Raw genomic sequence first — 16,257 nt, 5'->3', positions numbered from 1 at the left:
CCCCCCCCCCCCCCCCCGCGCCCGGTGCCGGGCGGTGGGCCGACCGACGAGCCGGCCGGGTGGGCGCCGACGGGGTCCGGCTGAGCGGCGGGAAACGGGTGGCCGCGTCGTCGGCCCTGCTGGCTACGGTGCGCGCATGAGCACCGGAGCGCCCCCACGAGGTCGCGGCGACCACCCCGTCGTGGCGGAGGGGCTGGTCAAGCGGTACGGCTCCGTGACGGCCCTGGACGGCCTGGACCTCGCGGTCCCGCGCGGCAGCGTGCTCGGCGTCCTGGGCCCGAACGGCGCCGGGAAGACCACCGCCGTGCGGGTGCTGACGACGCTCCTGCGTCCCGACTCCGGTCGCGCCGAGGTCGCCGGCGTCGACGTGCTGGCGGACCCCGAGGGCGTGCGGCGCCGGATCGGCGTCTCGGGCCAGTACGCCGCCGTCGACGAGCAGCTCACCGGCACCGAGAACCTCGAGATGGTCGGCGACCTCTACCACCTGGGCCGCCCGCGCTCGCGCTCGCGGGCGCGCGAGCTCCTCGAGCGCTTCGACCTCGCCGAGGCCGCGGGGCGGCCGGTGAAGACCTACTCCGGGGGCATGCGCCGTCGCCTCGACCTCGCCGGCGCGCTCGTGGCCGAGCCCGAGGTCCTCTTCCTGGACGAGCCGACCACCGGCCTGGACCCGCGCAGCCGCCTCGGCATGTGGGACGTCATCGGCGAGCTCGTCTCCGGCGGCACGACCCTGCTGCTGACGACGCAGTACCTCGAGGAGGCCGACCGGCTGGCCGACACCATCGCCGTCATCGACCGCGGGAAGGTCATCGCCGAGGGCACGGCCGACCAGCTCAAGGCCCAGGTGGGCGGCGAGCGCGTCGAGCTGACGGTGGGCCGGGACGAGGACGTCGCCACCGCCCGGGAGGCGCTGCGGCGGGCCGGGGCGCAGGACGTCACGGCCGACGAGCACGCGCGCTCGCTCTCGGCCCCCGTCAGCGGCGGCGCCGCCGCGCTCATGGCCGTCCTCGGCGAGCTGCAGGGGACCGACGCCGAGGTGCTCGACGCGGGGGTGCGCCGGCCGACGCTGGACGACGTCTTCCTCACGCTCACCGGTCACGGCGCCGAGGACGACGCGGACGGCGGCGGGGACGGGCCCGGCGACCCGGGCGCCGGGGGGCGTCGCGGGCGCCGACGAGGCCGGCACGTGCAGCAGGAGGGATCACGATGAGCAGCACCGGCACGACGGGCGGCAGCGCCGCGAGCACGGGGGGCACGAGGAGCACCAGGGGCGGGGGCGCGCCTGCACCGGCCGCGGGCGGCGTGCGCCAGGCGCTGGGCGACGGCTGGACGGTCGCCCGGCGCAACCTCATCCGGATCAAGCGGGTGCCCGACCTGCTCGTGGGCTCGATCGTGTCGCCGATCATGTTCGTGCTGCTCTTCGCCTACGTCTTCGGCGGCGCGATCGCCCTGCCCGGGGCGGACGGCGGCGGCGCCGACCCGGTGGCCTACCGGACCTACCTCATCGCGGGGATCTTCGCGCAGACGGTCATCTTCGGGGCGACGATCACGGGGTCGAGCATGGCCCAGGACCTCAAGTCCGGGATCATCGACCGGTTCCGCTCGCTCCCGATGGCCCCGTCGGCGGTGCTCGTCGGACGCACCACGGCCGACGTCGTCAACAACCTGCTCACCGTGGTGATCATGACCTTGACGGGCCTGGTTGTCGGGTGGCGGATCACGACGTCCGTGGGGGAGGCCCTGCTCGGCTACGTCCTGCTGCTCTTCTTCGCCTACTGCGTCAGCTGGATCATGGCGTTCCTCGGGCTGCTCGTCCGCACGCCGGAGGTCTTCAACAACGTGACCTTCATCGTCATCTTCCCGCTCACGTTCCTGGCCAACACCTTCGTGCCGATCGAGAGCTTCCCCTCGGTCCTGCGCGCCTTCGCCGAGTGGAACCCCGTCTCGAGCGTCACCCAGGCCGCGCGGGACCTCTTCGGCAACCTCCAGCCGGGGGCGCCGGCCCCCGAGGCCTGGCCGCTGCAGAACCCCGTGCTCTACACCGTCCTGTGGGGAGCGGTGCTGCTGCTCGTCTTCGTGCCCCTCACCGTCCGGCAGTACCAGCGCGCCGCCGCACGGTGAGGTGAGCGGGTCACCGCCGGCCCGCACGACGAGGCCCGTACGACGAGGCCCGCACGACGACGACCCGCACGACGACGGCCCGGCCCCGTGCGGGGGCCGGGCCGTCGTGGGCGCGGGGCGGTCAGCCGGTGAAGGGCTCGGCCGAGACGACCTTCACGGGGATCTTCCGGCCGTTCGGCGCCTTGTAGGTCGCCTCGTCGCCGGCGGAGAGGCCGAGGATCGACTCGCCGAGCGGTGACGTGGGGCTGTAGACGTCCAGGCCCGTGCCCTCGGCGATCTCGCGGGAGCCGAACAGGAAGCGCATCTCCTGGCCGGCCACCTCGGCGACGACGACCATGCCGGGCTGGACCTTGCCGGAGTCGCTGGGCGCCTGGCCGACCTCGGCGTCGCGCAGCAGCTGGGTGAGCTGGCGGATGCGGCCCTCCTGCTTGCCCTGCTCCTCCTTGGCGGCGTGGTAGCCGCCGTTCTCCTTGAGGTCGCCCTCCTCGCGGGCGGCCTCGATGCGCTGCGCGATCTCGTGGCGCGCGGGCCCGCTGAGGTGGTCCAGCTCCGCCTTGAGCCGGTCGTAGGCCTCCTGGGTCAGCCAGGCGGGCTCGCGCGGGCCGGTGGTGGTGGGCGTCTGCGTGGTCTCGGTCACGGGGGACCTCCTCGGGTCGCGGTGGCCGGCGCCAGGCGCCGGCGTGTCGACGACCGGCGCGGGCGCCGGCGTGTCGTTCGGGACCGGCGCGGGTCGCGTCCGGTCGTGGCGGGCCCCGGGCTGGAGCCCGTGGTGGGGGCACGAGCGGGTGCCGTCAGGGGTGCAGCGCCCGGGCGGGCCGACCGGCCCTGCCTCGGGCGGCGCCACCACCCGCGGCACCGCGAACGGGCGATGCTAGCGGACGGGTGCGGGCGTGGCCCGGGGCCGACGGTCGCGGCGCCCTGCTCCCGGACGGGGCGACGGGCCCCCGCCCGTCAGCCCTCGACGAGCTCGCAGCCCATGACCTCGGCGCTGACGGCCTCGGCCTGGGTGCGGATCTCGACGGCCTGCTGGAGCGTCGCGTCCTGCGCGGGACCGAGCTCCACGGTGCGCCACCCGACGGTCGTGAAGTCCTCCGCGAGCGCGCGGACGTCGCAGCTCACCGTGGCGGCGGGGTCCTTCGTCACCTGGAAGGTGAGGACGACCCCGGTCGGCGTAGGGTCGGAGAAGCCCACGACCTGGTGGCTGACCGCCTGCTCCCCGGCCAGGCCGAGCCCGGCCCAGACCGTCCACGCCACGAGCGCGGCACCGGCGGCGGCAGCGGCGCCGACCAGGGCGCGCCGTCGCCGGGGGGACGGCCGACGCCGTCCGTAGCGCTCGTCCAGGCGCTGCGCGGTCGAGCCTGTCGTCGTGGTCCCTCCCACCGGCCCCCACCGCCTCCGCTCGTCACCGACGCGGCCTCGTGCGCCGCCCGCAGACGTCCCGACCACCGGGGCGCTGCACCGCGGTGACGGTGGCGTCGTCCATCATGGCGTCGTCCACCCAGCCGCGGCGCCCACCAGTGTCGCCGACGGTCGAGCACGAACGGAGCCCAGGTGTCCGATACCGGCGTCGCGCCGTCCCCCGCGCCCATCCGAGGGGGTCTGCAGGCACCCTCTGCCGAGCAGCTGGCCGGTGACGGCCCCCTGCGCCTCATGGCCGTGCACGCGCACCCGGACGACGAGTCCAGCAAGGGCGCGGCGACGTCGGCCAAGTACGTCGCCGACGGCGTCGAGGTCCTCGTCGTCAGCTGCACGGGGGGCGAGCGCGGCGACATCCTCAACCCGAACCTGGAGGGCGACCCGCGCGTCCTGCGGGACATGGCGCAGGTGCGGCGCGAGGAGATGGCCGCCGCGGCCGCCGCGCTGGGCGTGCGGCACCGGTGGCTCGGCTTCGTGGACTCCGGCCTGCCCGAGGGCGACCCGCTGCCCCCGCTGCCGCCCGGCTGCTTCGCGCTCGAGGAGGTCGACACCGCCGCGGCCGCGCTGGTCCGCGTCGTCCGGGAGTTCCGCCCGCACGTCATGACGACCTACGACGAGGACGGGGGCTACCCGCACCCCGACCACATCATGTGCCACAAGGTCTCCGTCGCCGCCTTCGAGGGCGCCGCCGACCTCGAGCGCTTCCCCGGCGGCGAGCCGTGGCAGCCGCTGAAGCTGTACTACAACGGCGGCTTCAGCCGGGAGCGCATCGAGCGCTTCCACGAGGCGATCCTCGCGTCCGGGCAAGAGTCGCCCTTCGCCGAGTGGCTCGAGCGGCGCTCCGACCGCCCCGAGCGTCGCGTCGACGCGCGGGTGGACTGCGCCGACCACTTCGAGGCCCGCGACCGGGCCCTGCTCGCCCACGCGACGCAGATCGACCCGGGCGGCTTCTTCTTCCGCGTGCCGCGCCAGCAGCAGGCGGAGATCTGGCCCACCGAGGAGTTCGAGCTCGCGGCCTCGCTCGTGCCCACCGACGTCCCGGAGACGGACCTGTTCGCCGGGGTGCGCGAGCTCGTCGGCGAGGGCGGGACCGGGGCGTGATCGCCGGAGCGGCGGCCATCGGCGCCCTCGCCTCGGCGGTCGTCGCCGCGGCCCCCACGCCGTCGCCGAGCGCCACGGAGGGCCTGCGCCCCGGTCTCGAGGCCAGCGACGTCGGGCCGGGACCGATCGGCTTCGTCGCGACGGCGGCGGTCGTGCTCGTGTCGATCCTCGTCCTCGTCAACATGGTGAGCCGGCTGCGGCGGATGGAGCGGCGCCGCGTGCTCGACGAGCAGGCGGAGGACGAGCGGCGGCGGGCGGCGGGGGAGCCGCCGCTGCCGCCGGACGTCGACCCGCCGCCGCGCCGGACCGGACGCGAGGCGGGTCCCGGCAGCCCGGGGACCGGGCCGGGCGGCGGACGCGGCGGCGGGCCCGGGGGACCGCGGTGAGCGCCGACCGCTCCGCGCTCCCGGGCGGGCCGGCGACGCCGGGGACGAGCGACTCGCCGGCCACGCCTCCCGGACCCGGCCCGGCGCCCGTGCGGCCGAGCCGGCGGACCTCGGTGCGCACCCGCGCCGCCCGCGCCGCGGGCGCCGCGGCGGGCGCGGCGTCCCGGCTCCTCGGCCGCGGTGCGGGCGAGGTCGTCGCCGGGCGGGTCGTGCTCCGTCTGGCGCCGGACGCCGTGCACGAGCTGGCGGGCGAGCGCGTCGCCGCGGTCGTGTCGGCCACGAACGGCAAGACGACGACGACGCGGATGCTGACCGCGGCCCTCGCCGCCCGGCCCGAGACCCCCGCAGGGACCTCCCGGGGCCTGCGGGGCGTGGTGAGCAACGGCGGCGGGGCGAACATGCGCGCCGGCATCGTGACGGCGCTGACGAGCGGGCCCGGCGACGCGGTGCTCGAGGTCGACGAGATGCACCTGGCGGGCCTCCTGCCCGAGCTGGCGCCCCGCGTCGTGCTGCTCATGAACCTCTCCCGCGACCAGCTCGACCGCACCGCCGAGACGCGCCAGCTCGCCGCCGGCTGGCGGCGGGCGCTGACCGGCCTGGCGGAGGGCCCGGCCGGTCGTGGCGTCGTCGTCGCCAACGCCGACGACCCGCTCGTCGTCTGGGCGGCCTCCGCGGCGCCGCGCGTGGTGTGGGTGTCCGTCGGGGCCTCCTGGACCGCGGACGCCCGCAGCTGCCCGCGGTGCGAGCAGCTGCTCACGCTGCCCGGCGACCCCGGTGACGGCCGGGACGGCGGCGGGGACGGCGGCGGCTGGCGCTGCCCGAGCTGCGGGCTGGCGCGCCCGGCGCCGGACGTGGTGCTCGAGGGGGACGCCGTGCGCGAGCTCGACGCCGTGCGCGCGCGGGACGGGGGCTCGGACGGGGGCTCGGACGGGGGCGGGGCGGACGTCCGCCACGTCGTGCGCCTGGCGCTGCCGGGGCAGGCCAACCGCCGCAACGCGGCCATGGCGGCCGTGGCGGCGCGGGAGCTCGGGGTCCCGGTCGGCGACGCGCTCGCGGCGGTGGCGGACCTCGGCGACGTCGCCGGGCGCTACGCCTGGCTGCGCGCCGAGGGCGTCCGCTTCTGGCTGCTGCTGGCGAAGAACCCCGCCGGGTGGGTGGAGAACTTCGAGGTGATGGGGGCCAGCGGGCGTCCGCTCGTGCTCGCCGTCAACGCCCAGGGTGCGGACGGGCGCGACACCTCGTGGATCTACGACGTGCCCTTCGAGCGGCTGCGCGGCCGCCGCGTCGTCGTGGCCGGCGAGCGGGCGGCGGACCTCTCGCTGCGCCTGGCCGTCGCGGGCGTCGAGCACGCCCGCGTCCCCGCGCTGGCCGACGCGCTGCGCGCGGCCCGGGCGCTGGGGACCGGGCAGGGGGGCACCGTGGGGGGACGCGACGTCGTGGCGAGCACCGGGGCCGGGAACGGGCCGGTGACCCCGGCGGAGGAGGTGGACGTGGTCGGCAACTACACGGCGTTCCAGCAGCTGCGGCGCCTGGCCGCCGCGCAGGGCCCCGCGGCGGCGGCGGGGAGCCGGCGGTGAGCGGCCCCTCGGCGGTGCGCATAGCCGTCCTGTACCCCGAGCTGCTCGGCACCTACGGCGACGGCGGCAACGCCGCGGTCCTGCGGGCGCGCGCGCAGGCGCGGGGCCTCGAGGCGGAGGTCGTCGAGGTCGTCGGCAGCGAGGCGCTGCCGCGGTGCGACGTGTACCTCCTCGGCGGGGGCGAGGACGGGCCGCAGCGGCACGTTGCCCGCCTCCTCGCGCAGGAGGACCGGATGGCGCGGGCCGTGGCCGCCGGCGGCTCGGTGCTCGCCGTCTGCGCGGGCATGCAGATCCTCGGCAGCGCCTTCCGCGACGTCGACGGCTCCGTCCCGGGGCTGTCGCTCCTGCCCTGCCGGACGGTGGAGCCGCTGCCGGCCGAGCGGCGTGCCGTCGGCGAGGTCGTCGCCGAGGCGGACCCCCGGCTGGACCTCCCGCGGCTCGTCGGCTTCGAGAACCACGGCGGTCGCACGGCCCTGGACGACGGCGCGGTGCCGCTCGGCCGCGTGCTGCGCGGGACGGGCAACGGGGTCGGGCAGGACGCGGTGGACGGCGTCGTCGCCGGCCGCGTCGTCGGCACCTACCTCCACGGGCCGGTGCTGGCGCTCAACCCCGCCCTGGCGGACCGGCTGCTCGGCTGGGCCGTCGGCGACCTGCCGGAGGGTGACGAGCGGCTGGTGCGGCTCGACGAGGCCGCCGAGCAGGCCCGCGCCGTCCGGCTGCGGATGGCGGGCCTCGCGGCGGCCTAGGCCCGCCCACCGGGCGGGCTCAGAGCACCGGGGCGGCGGCCGCCGTCCGTGCGTCGGTGTCCGGCCCGTCGAGCGCGAAGCGCGCCCACACGTGCTTGACGTCGTCGGAGACGTACCAGCCGACGCCGTCCGCCAGCCGGGCCGCCAGGTGCATCCCGAAGCCGCCCTCGCCCAGCGGCCGCTCCCCGGCCAGCTCGGGGGAGGCGTCGGCCGCGGTGTCCGTGACGTCCACGGCGCAGGAGCGCTCGTCGTCGACGAGCAGCCGGACGGCGCTGGGCGGGGCCCCGTGCCGCAGGGCGTTCGTCGCGAGCTCGCTGACCACGAGGACCACGCGGTCCTGGAGGTCGCTCAGCAGCGCGGAGTCCACCTCGCCGCGGCGGAGGAGCTCCGCGTGGAGCGAGCGACGGATGCGGGCCAGGTCGTCGGAGGACGAGAGGTCCCACAACGTGACCTCGGCCAGGCCGTCGGGAGGACGGGAGCTGGCCCGCAGGGCTTCCGGCACGAGCACCTCCAGCGGGGGTCGTCCGCGGGACCCGGCTCCGCGGCGTGGGCCCACCCACCCCGTCGACGCGCCGCGGGTCCGCGGCTCGGACGGGGGAACGCTACGGCTCTCCCCGCCCGGGCGCGCGACGTGGCCCGCGACGCGCCGCGGCGCCCCCGGAGGGCCTCGAGCGGTCGCCGCGAGGGCCTCGTCGGGACCTCGTCGGGCCCCTCGCCCGTGGACGGGCACGATGGCGGGCATGCCGAACCGCCTCGCGGCCTCGACGAGCCCCTACCTGCGCCAGCACGCCGACAACCCCGTCGACTGGTGGGAGTGGGGGCCGGAGGCCTTCGCCGAGGCGCGGCGGCGCGACGTGCCGGTGCTCGTGTCCGTCGGGTACGCGGCGTGCCACTGGTGCCACGTCATGGCGCACGAGTCGTTCGAGGACGTCGACGTGGCGGCGCAGATGGCGGCGGGCTTCGTCGCCGTCAAGGTCGACCGCGAGGAGCGCCCCGACGTCGACGCGGCCCTCATGCGCGCCACCACCGCGCTGACCGGCCAGGGCGGCTGGCCGATGACGGTGCTGTGCACCCCGGAGGGCGAGCCCTTCCACGCCGGCACCTACTACCCGCCGCGACCGCACCCGCAGCTGCCGAGCTTCCGCCAGCTGCTCGGCGCGGTGACCGAGGCCTGGACCGAGCGCCGCGCGGAGGTCGTCGGCCAGAGCGCCCGCATCACGCGGGCCCTCGCCGAGCGGTCCGCGGCGTCCGGGGGCGGGCCCGGTGGTGCGCCGCCGGGCCGGGAGGCCCTGTCCGGTGCCGTGCGCGCCCTGCTCGCGGAGGAGGACCGCGTGCACGGCGGCCTGGGCGGGGCCCCGAAGTTCCCGCCCTCGGCGGTCTGCCTGTGGCTGCTGCGGCACGCCGCGACCGACGCGCCGACGGCGGACGACGCGCTGGGCCTCGCCGCGCGGACGCTGACGGCGATGGCCTGCTCGGGCACCTACGACCAGGTGGCGGGCGGGTTCGCCCGCTACGCCGTCGACGCCGCCTGGGTCGTCCCGCACTTCGAGAAGATGCTCTACGACAACGCCCTGCTGGCGCGCGCCTACCTGCACTGGTGGCGGCTGACGGGAGAGCCGACCGGCGCGCGCGTGGCCGCGGAGACGTGCGACTGGCTGCTCGCGGCGCTGCGGACGCCCGAGGGCGGGTTCGCCTCCTCGCTGGACGCCGACACCGTCGTCGGCCCGGAGGGGGCCGGAGGCCACGGCGTCGAGGGCGCGACGTACGTGTGGACGCCGGCGCAGCTCGTCGAGGTCCTCGGCCCCGACGACGGCGCCTGGGCGGCGGTCCTGCTCGGCGTCACCGCGGAGGGGACCTTCGAGCACGGCACCTCGACGGCGCGGCTGACTCGCGACCCGTGGGCGGACCCGGCCGACGCCGAGCGCTGGACCGGCGTCCGCGCCCGGCTGCGCGCGGCGCGGGAGGCCCGCCCGCAGCCGGCCCGGGACGACAAGGTCGTCACCGCCTGGAACGGGCTCGCCGTCGCGGCGCTCGCCGAGGCCGGCGCGCTGCTGGGGCGCCCCGACCTGCTCGCGGCGGCGGTGCGGTGCGCCGACCTGCTCCTCGCCGTCCACGTCGACGACGAGGGCCGGTGGCGGCGGGTGTCGCGCGACGGCCGTGCGGGCGCCCCGCGCGCGGTGCTCGAGGACCTGGGGGACCTCGCCGAGGGGCTGGTCGCGCTGCACGCCGCCACGGGCGACGCCGCGTGGGCCGAGACCGCCGAGGCGCTGTGCGAGGAGGTGCTCGCCGAGCACGTCGGCGCCGACGGGACGCTCACCGACGTCCCGGCGTCCGGCGGGGACGACGTCCTCGCGCGTCTCGGGGACGTCACCGACCCCACGGACGGCGCCGTCCCGTCCGGGACGAGCGCCGCGGCGGGCGCGCTGCTGTCCGTCGCGGCGCTGACCGGCGCCGACCGGCTGCGGGCCGCGGCCGAGCGGGCGCTCGCGCCGGCCGGCGCCCTCACCGGGAGCGCGCCCCGCTTCGCCGGGTGGGCGCTCGCCGTGGCGGAGGCGGCGCTCGACGGCCCCCGCGAGGTCGCCGTCCTCGGGTCGGCCGCGGGTGACGACGCCGACGGGCGGGCCGCCGCGGACCGGCTGCACGCGACGGCGCTCGCGGGCACCGCCCCCGGGCTCGTCGTCAGCCGCGGGACGCCGGGGAGCCTGCAGCCGCCGCTGCTCGCGCACCGCGGCCTGCTCGACGGCCGCGCCGCGGCGTACGTCTGCCGCGGGCACGTGTGCGCGGCGCCGACCGCGGACGCCGACGTCCTGGCGGCCGCCGTGGGCGCGCGGCGCTGAGGAGCCCGCCCGGGCCCCGGGGCGGGCGGCTCTCAGACCCCGGGGACCTGCCCGTCGTGCAGGGCGAGCGAGACGGCGACGTAGTGGCACACGAAGGCCAGCACCGTGAAGGCGTGGAAGATCTCGTGGAAGCCGAAGTAGCGCGGGCTCGGGTCCGGCCGCTTGAGGCCGTAGACGACGGCGCCCAGCGTGTAGAGCAGGCCGCCGACGGCGATGAGCACGAGCACCGCCGGACCGCCGCCGGCGAGGAACTGCGGCAGGAAGGCGACGGCGACCCAGCCCATCGCGAGGTACGCCGGGACGTACAGCCAGCGGGGCGCGCCCACCCAGACGATCCGGAAGGCGACGCCCACCAGCGCCGACAGCCACGCGACGAGCAGCAGGGCGCGCTGGGGGCCGGGCTCGAGGAGAAGGACGGCGAAGGGCGTGTAGGTGCCGGCGATGATGAGGAAGATGTTGGAGTGGTCGAAGCGCTTGAGCAGCACGCGCGCCCGCGGTGACCACGACCCCCGGTGGTAAAGCGCGCTCACCCCGAACAGCATCGCCGCGGTGAGGCCGAAGACGGCCATGGCCCACCGGCTGCCCGTCGTCGGGGCCAGCGAGACGCCCACGACCCCCGCGGCCAGCACCAGCGGGAACATCCCGAGGTGCAGCCACCCCCGCAGGAGGGGCTTGACGACCTCCACGCCGCCGCGGCGCCGTCCGCCGTCCAGCTCGCCGGGCGCCTCGCCGGGGGCGGACGGGTCGGCGGAGCGGACGTCCCCGGTCTGCGCCGGCGAGGACCCGGACCCCCCGGGGGACCCTGCTCTGCTCGAGGACGGGGTCCTGCTCGAGGACGGGGTCCTACTCGATGACGTGCCGTCCACGTGTCCTCCCGCGCCGCCTGCTCGACGGGGTCGAGCGTAGGCGTGCCCGTCGTCGTCGGCCTGCGCCGCCCGTGGCTGCGCCGGCCCCGGGAGTAGCGTGCGCGCCGTGGCCCTGCGAGACCTCCTCTACCGGGCCTACGAGCGGCGTCTCGCGGGAGACGTCGGCGGGCCGGCCGCGGGCGGGCCGCACCACGTCGGCGTCATCCTGGACGGCAACCGCCGCTGGGCGCGGCAGTCGGGGCTGGCCTCCCACCACGGCCACCGCCGGGGCGCCGACAAGATCATCGACTTCCTCGGGTGGTGCGAGGACGCCGGCGTCGGCGTCGTCACGCTGTACCTGCTCTCCACCGACAACCTGCGCCGGGACCCCGACGAGGTCGCCGAGCTCCTCGGCATCATCGAGGACGCAGTCCTCGGGCTCGTGCGCACGGGCCGCTGGCGCGTGCACCCCATCGGCGCGCTGCACCTGCTCCCCGCCGAGACCGCCGAGCGGCTCACCGCCGTGGCCGCGAGCACGCGCGACGGGGGAGGCCTGCACGTCAACGTGGCGATCGGCTACGGCGGGCGCCAGGAGATCGCCGACGCCGTGCGCTCCCTCCTGCTGCAGACCGCGGAGCAGGGCGGGACGCTCGAGGGGCTGGCCGACGTGGTCACGGTCGACTCCATCGCCGAGCACCTCTACACCAAGGGGCAGCCGGACCCGGACCTCGTCATCCGCACCTCCGGGGAGCAGCGGCTGTCGGGCTTCCTGCTCTGGCAGAGCGCGCACAGCGAGTTCTACTTCTGCGAGGCGCTCTGGCCCGACTTCCGCCGCGTCGACCTGCTGCGCGCGCTGCGCGCGTACGCCGCGCGCGAGCGGCGCTACGGGAGCTGAGGTCCCGCTCGCGCCGGGACCCGGACGACCGGACCTGCACCCGACCGGGTGGGCGCGACGCGCCGTCGGGTCGCGGTGGCCGGGCTGCCGACCGCGGGCGCCCGGGCGGCGTAGCGTCGCCGGTGGCGACGGGCCCCTGTCGCCGAGGTCGCCCGGGAGGTCGCCGGAGTGCTGCAGCCACGCTGGGCCGAGGGCCCGCGACGGTCCGCGAGGACCTGTGGCTGCGTGCCCGCCGGCCGACGCACCCCCCGCGGGACCGCGCCCACCCACGAGTAGCCGCCCTGCGCGGTGGGCGCCGGGCGGGTGAGGAGCACCACCGTGGCCGACACCGCCGTGCGCACCTACGTCCTCGACACCTCCGTGCTGCTCTCCGACCCCCGCGCGATGCTCCGCTTCGCCGAGCACGAGGTCGTCCTGCCGCTCGTCGTCGTGGTCGAGCTCGAGGCCAAGCGCGACCACCCCGAGGTCGGCTACTTCGCCCGCACGGCGCTGCGGCTGCTGGACGACCTGCGTCGCACGCACGGCAGGCTCGACGGCCCCGTCCCCGTCGGGTCGGACGGCGGCACGCTGCGCGTCGAGCTGAACCACGTCGACCCGAGCGCCCTGCCGGCCGGTCTGCGCCTCGGGGACAACGACTCCCGGGTGCTCGCGGTCGCCCGCAACCTCGGCGCGGAGGGGCGCGACGTCGTCGTGGTCAGCAAGGACACGCCGATGCGGGTGAAGGCCTCGGCGCTCGGGCTGCCCGCCGAGGAGTACCGCGCCGACGCGGCCGTCGACTCCGGGTGGACGGGCCTCGCGGAGCTGTCGCTCGACGAGGCGGACATGGCCGTCCTGTACGGCGAGGGCCGCCTGGAGGAGCTGCGGGCGGCCGAGCTGCCCGTCCACACCGGACTGGTCCTGTCGAGCCCGCGGGGGTCGGCGCTCGGGCGGGTCGCGCCGGACAAGTCCGTGCGCCTCGTGCGCGGCGACCGGGAGGCCTTCGGCGTCCACGGCCGCAGCGCCGAGCAGCGTGTCGCGCTGGAGCTCCTCCTCGACCCGGACGTCGGCATCGTGAGCCTCGGCGGCCGCGCCGGCACCGGGAAGTCGGCGCTCGCCCTGTGCGCGGGGCTCGAGGCGGTGCTCGAGCGGCGGACCCAGAAGAAGGTGGTCGTCTTCCGCCCCCTGTACGCCGTGGGCGGCCAGGATCTCGGCTACCTGCCGGGCAGCGAGGCCGAGAAGATGGGGCCCTGGGCGCAGGCGGTCTTCGACACCCTCGGCGCGCTCGTCGCCCCCGAGGTCGTCGAGGAGGTCATGGCCCGTGGCCTCCTCGAGGTCCTGCCGCTCACGCACATCCGCGGCCGCACGCTGCACGACGCGTTCGTCGTCGTGGACGAGGCCCAGTCCCTGGAGCGCGGCGTCCTGCTCACCGTCCTCTCACGCCTCGGGCAGGGCAGCCGCGTCGTCCTGACGCACGACGTCGCGCAGCGCGACAACCTCCACGTCGGCCGGCACGACGGCGTCGCGGCGGTGATCGAGAAGCTCACGGGTCACCCCCTGTTCGCGCACGTGACGCTGACGCGCTCCGAGCGCTCGCCCGTCGCCGCCCTCGTCACCGAGCTGCTGGAGGGCGTCGAGCCGTGAGGGTCCTCGCCCGCGTCCGCCGCGCAGGTCGGGGGCGGGGCCGCTCCGAGCGGCCCGGTGACGGTGGGTGGCGAGGCCGCCCCGCCGGCAGCGCGCGGCCCGTGATCACGAGCCCGACCGGTGACCTCGTGTAGCAGACGCGCCCGCGTCGGCGGTCCTCCGCCACGCAGCGCTTTTGACCCGTGACCGTTCCGTGATGCACGGTGTCCCCTCCGCGTGCCGCCAGGGCGCGCTCGAGGAGAGGCCCCCGCGTGCACCGTCCCCCCCGCCACGGCGCCCCGCGCGCACGCCAGGACAGCCCTGCGCGGGCCGGCGCCGGCGAGGTGACCACCGCGCCGCGGGCCGCCCGCCATGCGGCGGAGCGACGGACCCGCGCTCAGCGCGCCGCCGCCGCCCTCGCCGTGGTCTCCCGGGCCCGCGCCGGTCGGGTGGCCGTGGCCGGCGTCCTCGGCCTCGGCGTCGTCGCCGCGGCCACGGGCGCCGTCACCGCGGGCGCACCGACGACCGCTGCCGGCGGGTCGGCCCCGGCGCTCGTCGATCGCGCCCCGGTGGCGCTGCCCGCCGACGTCGTCGACGCCCTGCGCGCTGAACGCGCCACGGCCGCTGACCACCGGCAGGAGGTCGCTGCGGAGCAGGCCGCCGAGGCGGCCGCCCGGGCCGCGGCCGAGCGCGAGGCCGCCGAGCGCGCTGCCGCCGAGCAGGCCGCCGCCGAGGAGGCCGCGGCCGAGCGTGCCGCCGCCGCGGAGGCGGAGGCGGCACGCGAGCAGGAGGCCGCCAGCCGCAGCGCCCAGCGCGACCCGCGGGCGGTCGCCGCGTCGATGGTCGGCGACCACGGCTGGGGGTCGGAGCAGATGTCATGCCTCGACCAGCTGTGGACCAAGGAGAGCAGCTGGCAGTGGGACGCCGACAACCCCACCTCGAGCGCCTACGGCATCCCGCAGGCCCTGCCCGGCGAGAAGATGGCCGAGGCGGGCGCCGACTGGGAGACGAACCCCGTCACCCAGATCCGGTGGGGCCTGGACTACATCGACGCCTCCTACGGCACCCCGTGCAGCGCCTGGAGCCACAGCCAGGCCACCGACTGGTACTGAGCGCGGGTCAGCGCTGCGGCGGGCGGGTCATCGCGAGGACGTCGAGGGCCTCGTCGAGCTGGGCCTCGGTGACCTCGCCGCGCTCGACGAAGCCGAGGGCGACGACGGCCTCGCGCACCGTGACGCCCTGGGCCACGGCGTGCTTGGCGACCGTGGCGGCCGCCTCGTACCCGATGACGCGGTTGAGCGGCGTGACGACGGACGGCGACGACTCGGCCAGCGCTCGGGCGCGCTCCTCGTCGGCCTCGAGCCCGTCGACCGTCCGGTCGGCGAGCAGGCGCGCGCCGGCGCCCAGCAGCTGCACGGACTCCAGCACGTTGCGGGCCATCACGGGGATGCCGACGTTCAGCTCGAAGGAGCCGCTCGCCCCGGCCCACGCCGTCGCGGCGTCGTTGCCGACGACCTGCGCGCAGACCATGAGCACGGCCTCGGGGACGACGGGGTTCACCTTGCCGGGCATGATCGAGCTGCCCGGCTGCAGGTCGGGGATGCGCAGCTCGCCCAGGCCGGTGTTGGGCCCGGACCCCATCCAGCGCAGGTCGTTGCAGATCTTCGTGAGGCTGACGGCGACCGAGCGCAGCGCCCCGGAGAGCTCGACGAGACCGTCGCGAGCGCCCTGCGCCTCGAAGTGGTCCGGCGCCTCGGTGATCGGCAGGCCGGTGTCCTGCGCCAGCAGCTCGATGACCCGCTGCGGGAAGCCGGCCGGGGTGTTGATCCCGGTCCCGGTCGCCGTGCCGCCGAGCGGCACCTCCGCGGTGCGGGGCAGGGCGGCGCGCACGCGCTCGGCGCCGTAGCGCACCTGCTGGGCGTAGCCGCCGAACTCCTGCCCGAGCGTCACCGGGGTGGCGTCCATGAGGTGGGTGCGACCGGCCTTGACGACCTGCGCCCACTGCTCGGCCTTGCGGGACAGCGACGCCGCGAGGTGGTCGAGCGCCGGCAGCAGGTGGCGGACGACGCCCGTGGTCGCCGCGACGTGCACCGAGGTGGGGAAGACGTCGTTGGAGGACTGCGAGGCGTTGACGTGGTCGTTGGGGTGGACGTCACGGCCCAGCCGGCGCGAGGCGAGGGTCGCCAGCACCTCGTTGGCGTTCATGTTCGACGACGTGCCCGAGCCGGTCTGGAAGACGTCGACGGGGAACTGGTCGTCGTGCGCCCCGTCCGCGACCTCCTCCGCCGCCGCCGCGATCGCGTCGGCGACGTCGGCCTCCAGCACGCCCAGCTCGGCGTTGGCCCGGGCGGCGGCCTTCTTGATGCGCGCGAGCGCCTCGACGTGCGTGCGGGACAGCGTCGTCCCGCTGATCGGGAAGTTCTCGACCGCGCGCTGGGTCTGCGCCCGGTAGAGGGCGTCCGCGGGGACGAGGACCTCGCCCATCGTGTCGTGCTCGACGCGGAAGCCCTCGGGGGCGCCGCCCGTGCTCGTCGCGGTGGTGGGGGTCGTCGTGGTCGTGGGGGTCGAGGGCTCGCTCATGGGCTCATGGTGCCGCGCCCGGGGGGTGGCCCGCTGCGGTCGAGGTCGTGCTCACCCGTGTCGCGCCGCTCGGCCGCGAGCAGCACGTACGTGACCTCGCGCCGCTCGCGCGCCGGCCGCACCTCCTCGACCACGACGGGCCCCACCGCCAGTGCGA

15 protein-coding genes are annotated in these 16,257 nt (G+C 77.2%); 10 read left to right on the top strand and 5 right to left on the bottom strand.

All coding sequences use genetic code 11. From position 1 onward, the window contains the following. The first annotated feature begins 136 nt into the window (after positions 1 to 136). Both WDZ17_RS13320 and WDZ17_RS13315 read left to right on the top strand, forming a co-directional pair. Complete coding sequence (locus tag WDZ17_RS13320; RefSeq protein ID WP_339575655.1) at positions 137 to 1,207, top strand: ATP-binding cassette domain-containing protein; 1,071 nt, start codon at positions 137 to 139, stop codon at positions 1,205 to 1,207. Beyond that, the gene (locus WDZ17_RS13315; RefSeq protein ID WP_339575654.1) at positions 1,204 to 2,118 is read left to right on the top strand and encodes an ABC transporter permease; all 915 of its coding nucleotides are present in this window, start codon (positions 1,204 to 1,206) and stop codon (positions 2,116 to 2,118) included. Before WDZ17_RS13320 ends, WDZ17_RS13315 begins: the two co-directional genes overlap by 4 nt. Before the next feature lie 121 nt (positions 2,119 to 2,239). On the opposite strand, the gene greA is transcribed toward WDZ17_RS13315, so the two are convergent. Both greA and WDZ17_RS13305 read right to left on the bottom strand, forming a co-directional pair. Next, positions 2,240 to 2,755: a transcription elongation factor GreA gene (gene greA / locus WDZ17_RS13310; protein ID WP_339575653.1), complete on the bottom strand. Its 516-nt coding sequence runs from the start codon at positions 2,753 to 2,755 to the stop codon at positions 2,240 to 2,242. Positions 2,756 to 3,069: 314 nt separating this feature from the next. Next, positions 3,070 to 3,498 (bottom strand): DUF4307 domain-containing protein, encoded by a 429-nt coding sequence (locus WDZ17_RS13305; RefSeq protein ID WP_339575652.1) that lies wholly within the window; start codon positions 3,496 to 3,498, stop codon positions 3,070 to 3,072. A gap of 270 nt (positions 3,499 to 3,768) precedes the next feature. Between WDZ17_RS13305 and mca the strand changes: the two genes are divergently transcribed. From mca to WDZ17_RS13285, 4 genes are read left to right on the top strand one after another with little or no spacing between them, the layout of a single operon-like run. Then, positions 3,769 to 4,635 (top strand): mycothiol conjugate amidase Mca, encoded by an 867-nt coding sequence (mca, locus tag WDZ17_RS13300; protein WP_339575651.1) that lies wholly within the window; start codon positions 3,769 to 3,771, stop codon positions 4,633 to 4,635. Next, the gene (locus WDZ17_RS13295) at positions 4,632 to 5,021 is read left to right on the top strand and encodes a hypothetical protein (protein WP_339575650.1); all 390 of its coding nucleotides are present in this window, start codon (positions 4,632 to 4,634) and stop codon (positions 5,019 to 5,021) included. Before mca ends, WDZ17_RS13295 begins: the two co-directional genes overlap by 4 nt. Beyond that, positions 5,018 to 6,598: a Mur ligase family protein gene (locus WDZ17_RS13290; protein WP_339575649.1), complete on the top strand. Its 1,581-nt coding sequence runs from the start codon at positions 5,018 to 5,020 to the stop codon at positions 6,596 to 6,598. The genes WDZ17_RS13295 and WDZ17_RS13290 overlap by 4 nt, the downstream gene beginning before the upstream one ends. Further along, on the top strand, positions 6,595 to 7,344 hold the full coding sequence (locus WDZ17_RS13285; protein WP_339575648.1) for a type 1 glutamine amidotransferase: 750 nt from the start codon (positions 6,595 to 6,597) through the stop codon (positions 7,342 to 7,344). The genes WDZ17_RS13290 and WDZ17_RS13285 overlap by 4 nt, the downstream gene beginning before the upstream one ends. A 19-nt stretch (positions 7,345 to 7,363) precedes the next feature. On the opposite strand, the gene WDZ17_RS13280 is transcribed toward WDZ17_RS13285, so the two are convergent. Continuing rightward, the gene (locus WDZ17_RS13280) at positions 7,364 to 7,846 is read right to left on the bottom strand and encodes an ATP-binding protein (RefSeq protein ID WP_339575647.1); all 483 of its coding nucleotides are present in this window, start codon (positions 7,844 to 7,846) and stop codon (positions 7,364 to 7,366) included. Between the two features lie 238 nt (positions 7,847 to 8,084). Between WDZ17_RS13280 and WDZ17_RS13275 the strand changes: the two genes are divergently transcribed. Further along, on the top strand, positions 8,085 to 10,181 hold the full coding sequence (locus WDZ17_RS13275; RefSeq protein ID WP_339575646.1) for a thioredoxin domain-containing protein: 2,097 nt from the start codon (positions 8,085 to 8,087) through the stop codon (positions 10,179 to 10,181). Between the two features lie 32 nt (positions 10,182 to 10,213). Here WDZ17_RS13275 and trhA read toward each other — a convergent pair whose 3' ends face one another. Then, a complete protein-coding gene (trhA, locus tag WDZ17_RS13270) occupies positions 10,214 to 10,894 on the bottom strand; it encodes a PAQR family membrane homeostasis protein TrhA (protein WP_422631985.1) in 681 nt (226 codons plus the stop codon). A gap of 259 nt (positions 10,895 to 11,153) precedes the next feature. Here trhA and WDZ17_RS13265 point away from each other — a divergent pair, with 259 nt between their 5' ends. The 3 genes from WDZ17_RS13265 (at position 11,154) to WDZ17_RS13255 (ending at position 14,632) form a co-directional block, all read left to right on the top strand. Further along, positions 11,154 to 11,921 (top strand): isoprenyl transferase, encoded by a 768-nt coding sequence (locus tag WDZ17_RS13265; RefSeq protein WP_339575644.1) that lies wholly within the window; start codon positions 11,154 to 11,156, stop codon positions 11,919 to 11,921. Between the two features lie 318 nt (positions 11,922 to 12,239). Then, a complete protein-coding gene (gene phoH2, locus WDZ17_RS13260; protein WP_339575643.1) occupies positions 12,240 to 13,541 on the top strand; it encodes an RNA 5'-3' helicase PhoH2 in 1,302 nt (433 codons plus the stop codon). A gap of 251 nt (positions 13,542 to 13,792) precedes the next feature. Then, on the top strand, positions 13,793 to 14,632 hold the full coding sequence (locus WDZ17_RS13255; RefSeq protein ID WP_339575642.1) for an aggregation-promoting factor C-terminal-like domain-containing protein: 840 nt from the start codon (positions 13,793 to 13,795) through the stop codon (positions 14,630 to 14,632). Between the two features lie 7 nt (positions 14,633 to 14,639). Here WDZ17_RS13255 and WDZ17_RS13250 read toward each other — a convergent pair whose 3' ends face one another. Further along, entirely contained in the window at positions 14,640 to 16,100 is a 1,461-nt protein-coding gene (locus tag WDZ17_RS13250) for a class II fumarate hydratase (RefSeq protein WP_339575641.1), read from the bottom strand. Between the last annotated feature and the right edge of the window lie 157 nt (positions 16,101 to 16,257).

It is taken from the genome of Pseudokineococcus basanitobsidens (assembly GCF_037482545.1).
Lineage (GTDB): Bacteria > Actinomycetota > Actinomycetes > Actinomycetales > Quadrisphaeraceae > Pseudokineococcus > Pseudokineococcus basanitobsidens.
Note: the sequence above shows the minus strand (reverse complement) of the source record. Positions and strands in the feature narration are given on the sequence as shown.

Bases quoted from the DNA above. Each gene is read 5' to 3' on its own strand.
- WDZ17_RS13275 (WP_339575646.1), top strand. From the start codon at position 8,085: ATGCCGAACCGCCTCGCGGCCTCGACGAGCCCCTACCTGCGCCAGCAC.
- WDZ17_RS13315 (WP_339575654.1), top strand. From the start codon at position 1,204: ATGAGCAGCACCGGCACGACGGGCGGCAGCGCCGCGAGCACGGGGGGC.
- WDZ17_RS13250 (WP_339575641.1), bottom strand. From the start codon at position 16,100: ATGAGCGAGCCCTCGACCCCCACGACCACGACGACCCCCACCACCGCG.
- mca (WP_339575651.1), top strand. From the start codon at position 3,769: ATGGCCGTGCACGCGCACCCGGACGACGAGTCCAGCAAGGGCGCGGCG.
- WDZ17_RS13320 (WP_339575655.1), top strand. From the start codon at position 137: ATGAGCACCGGAGCGCCCCCACGAGGTCGCGGCGACCACCCCGTCGTG.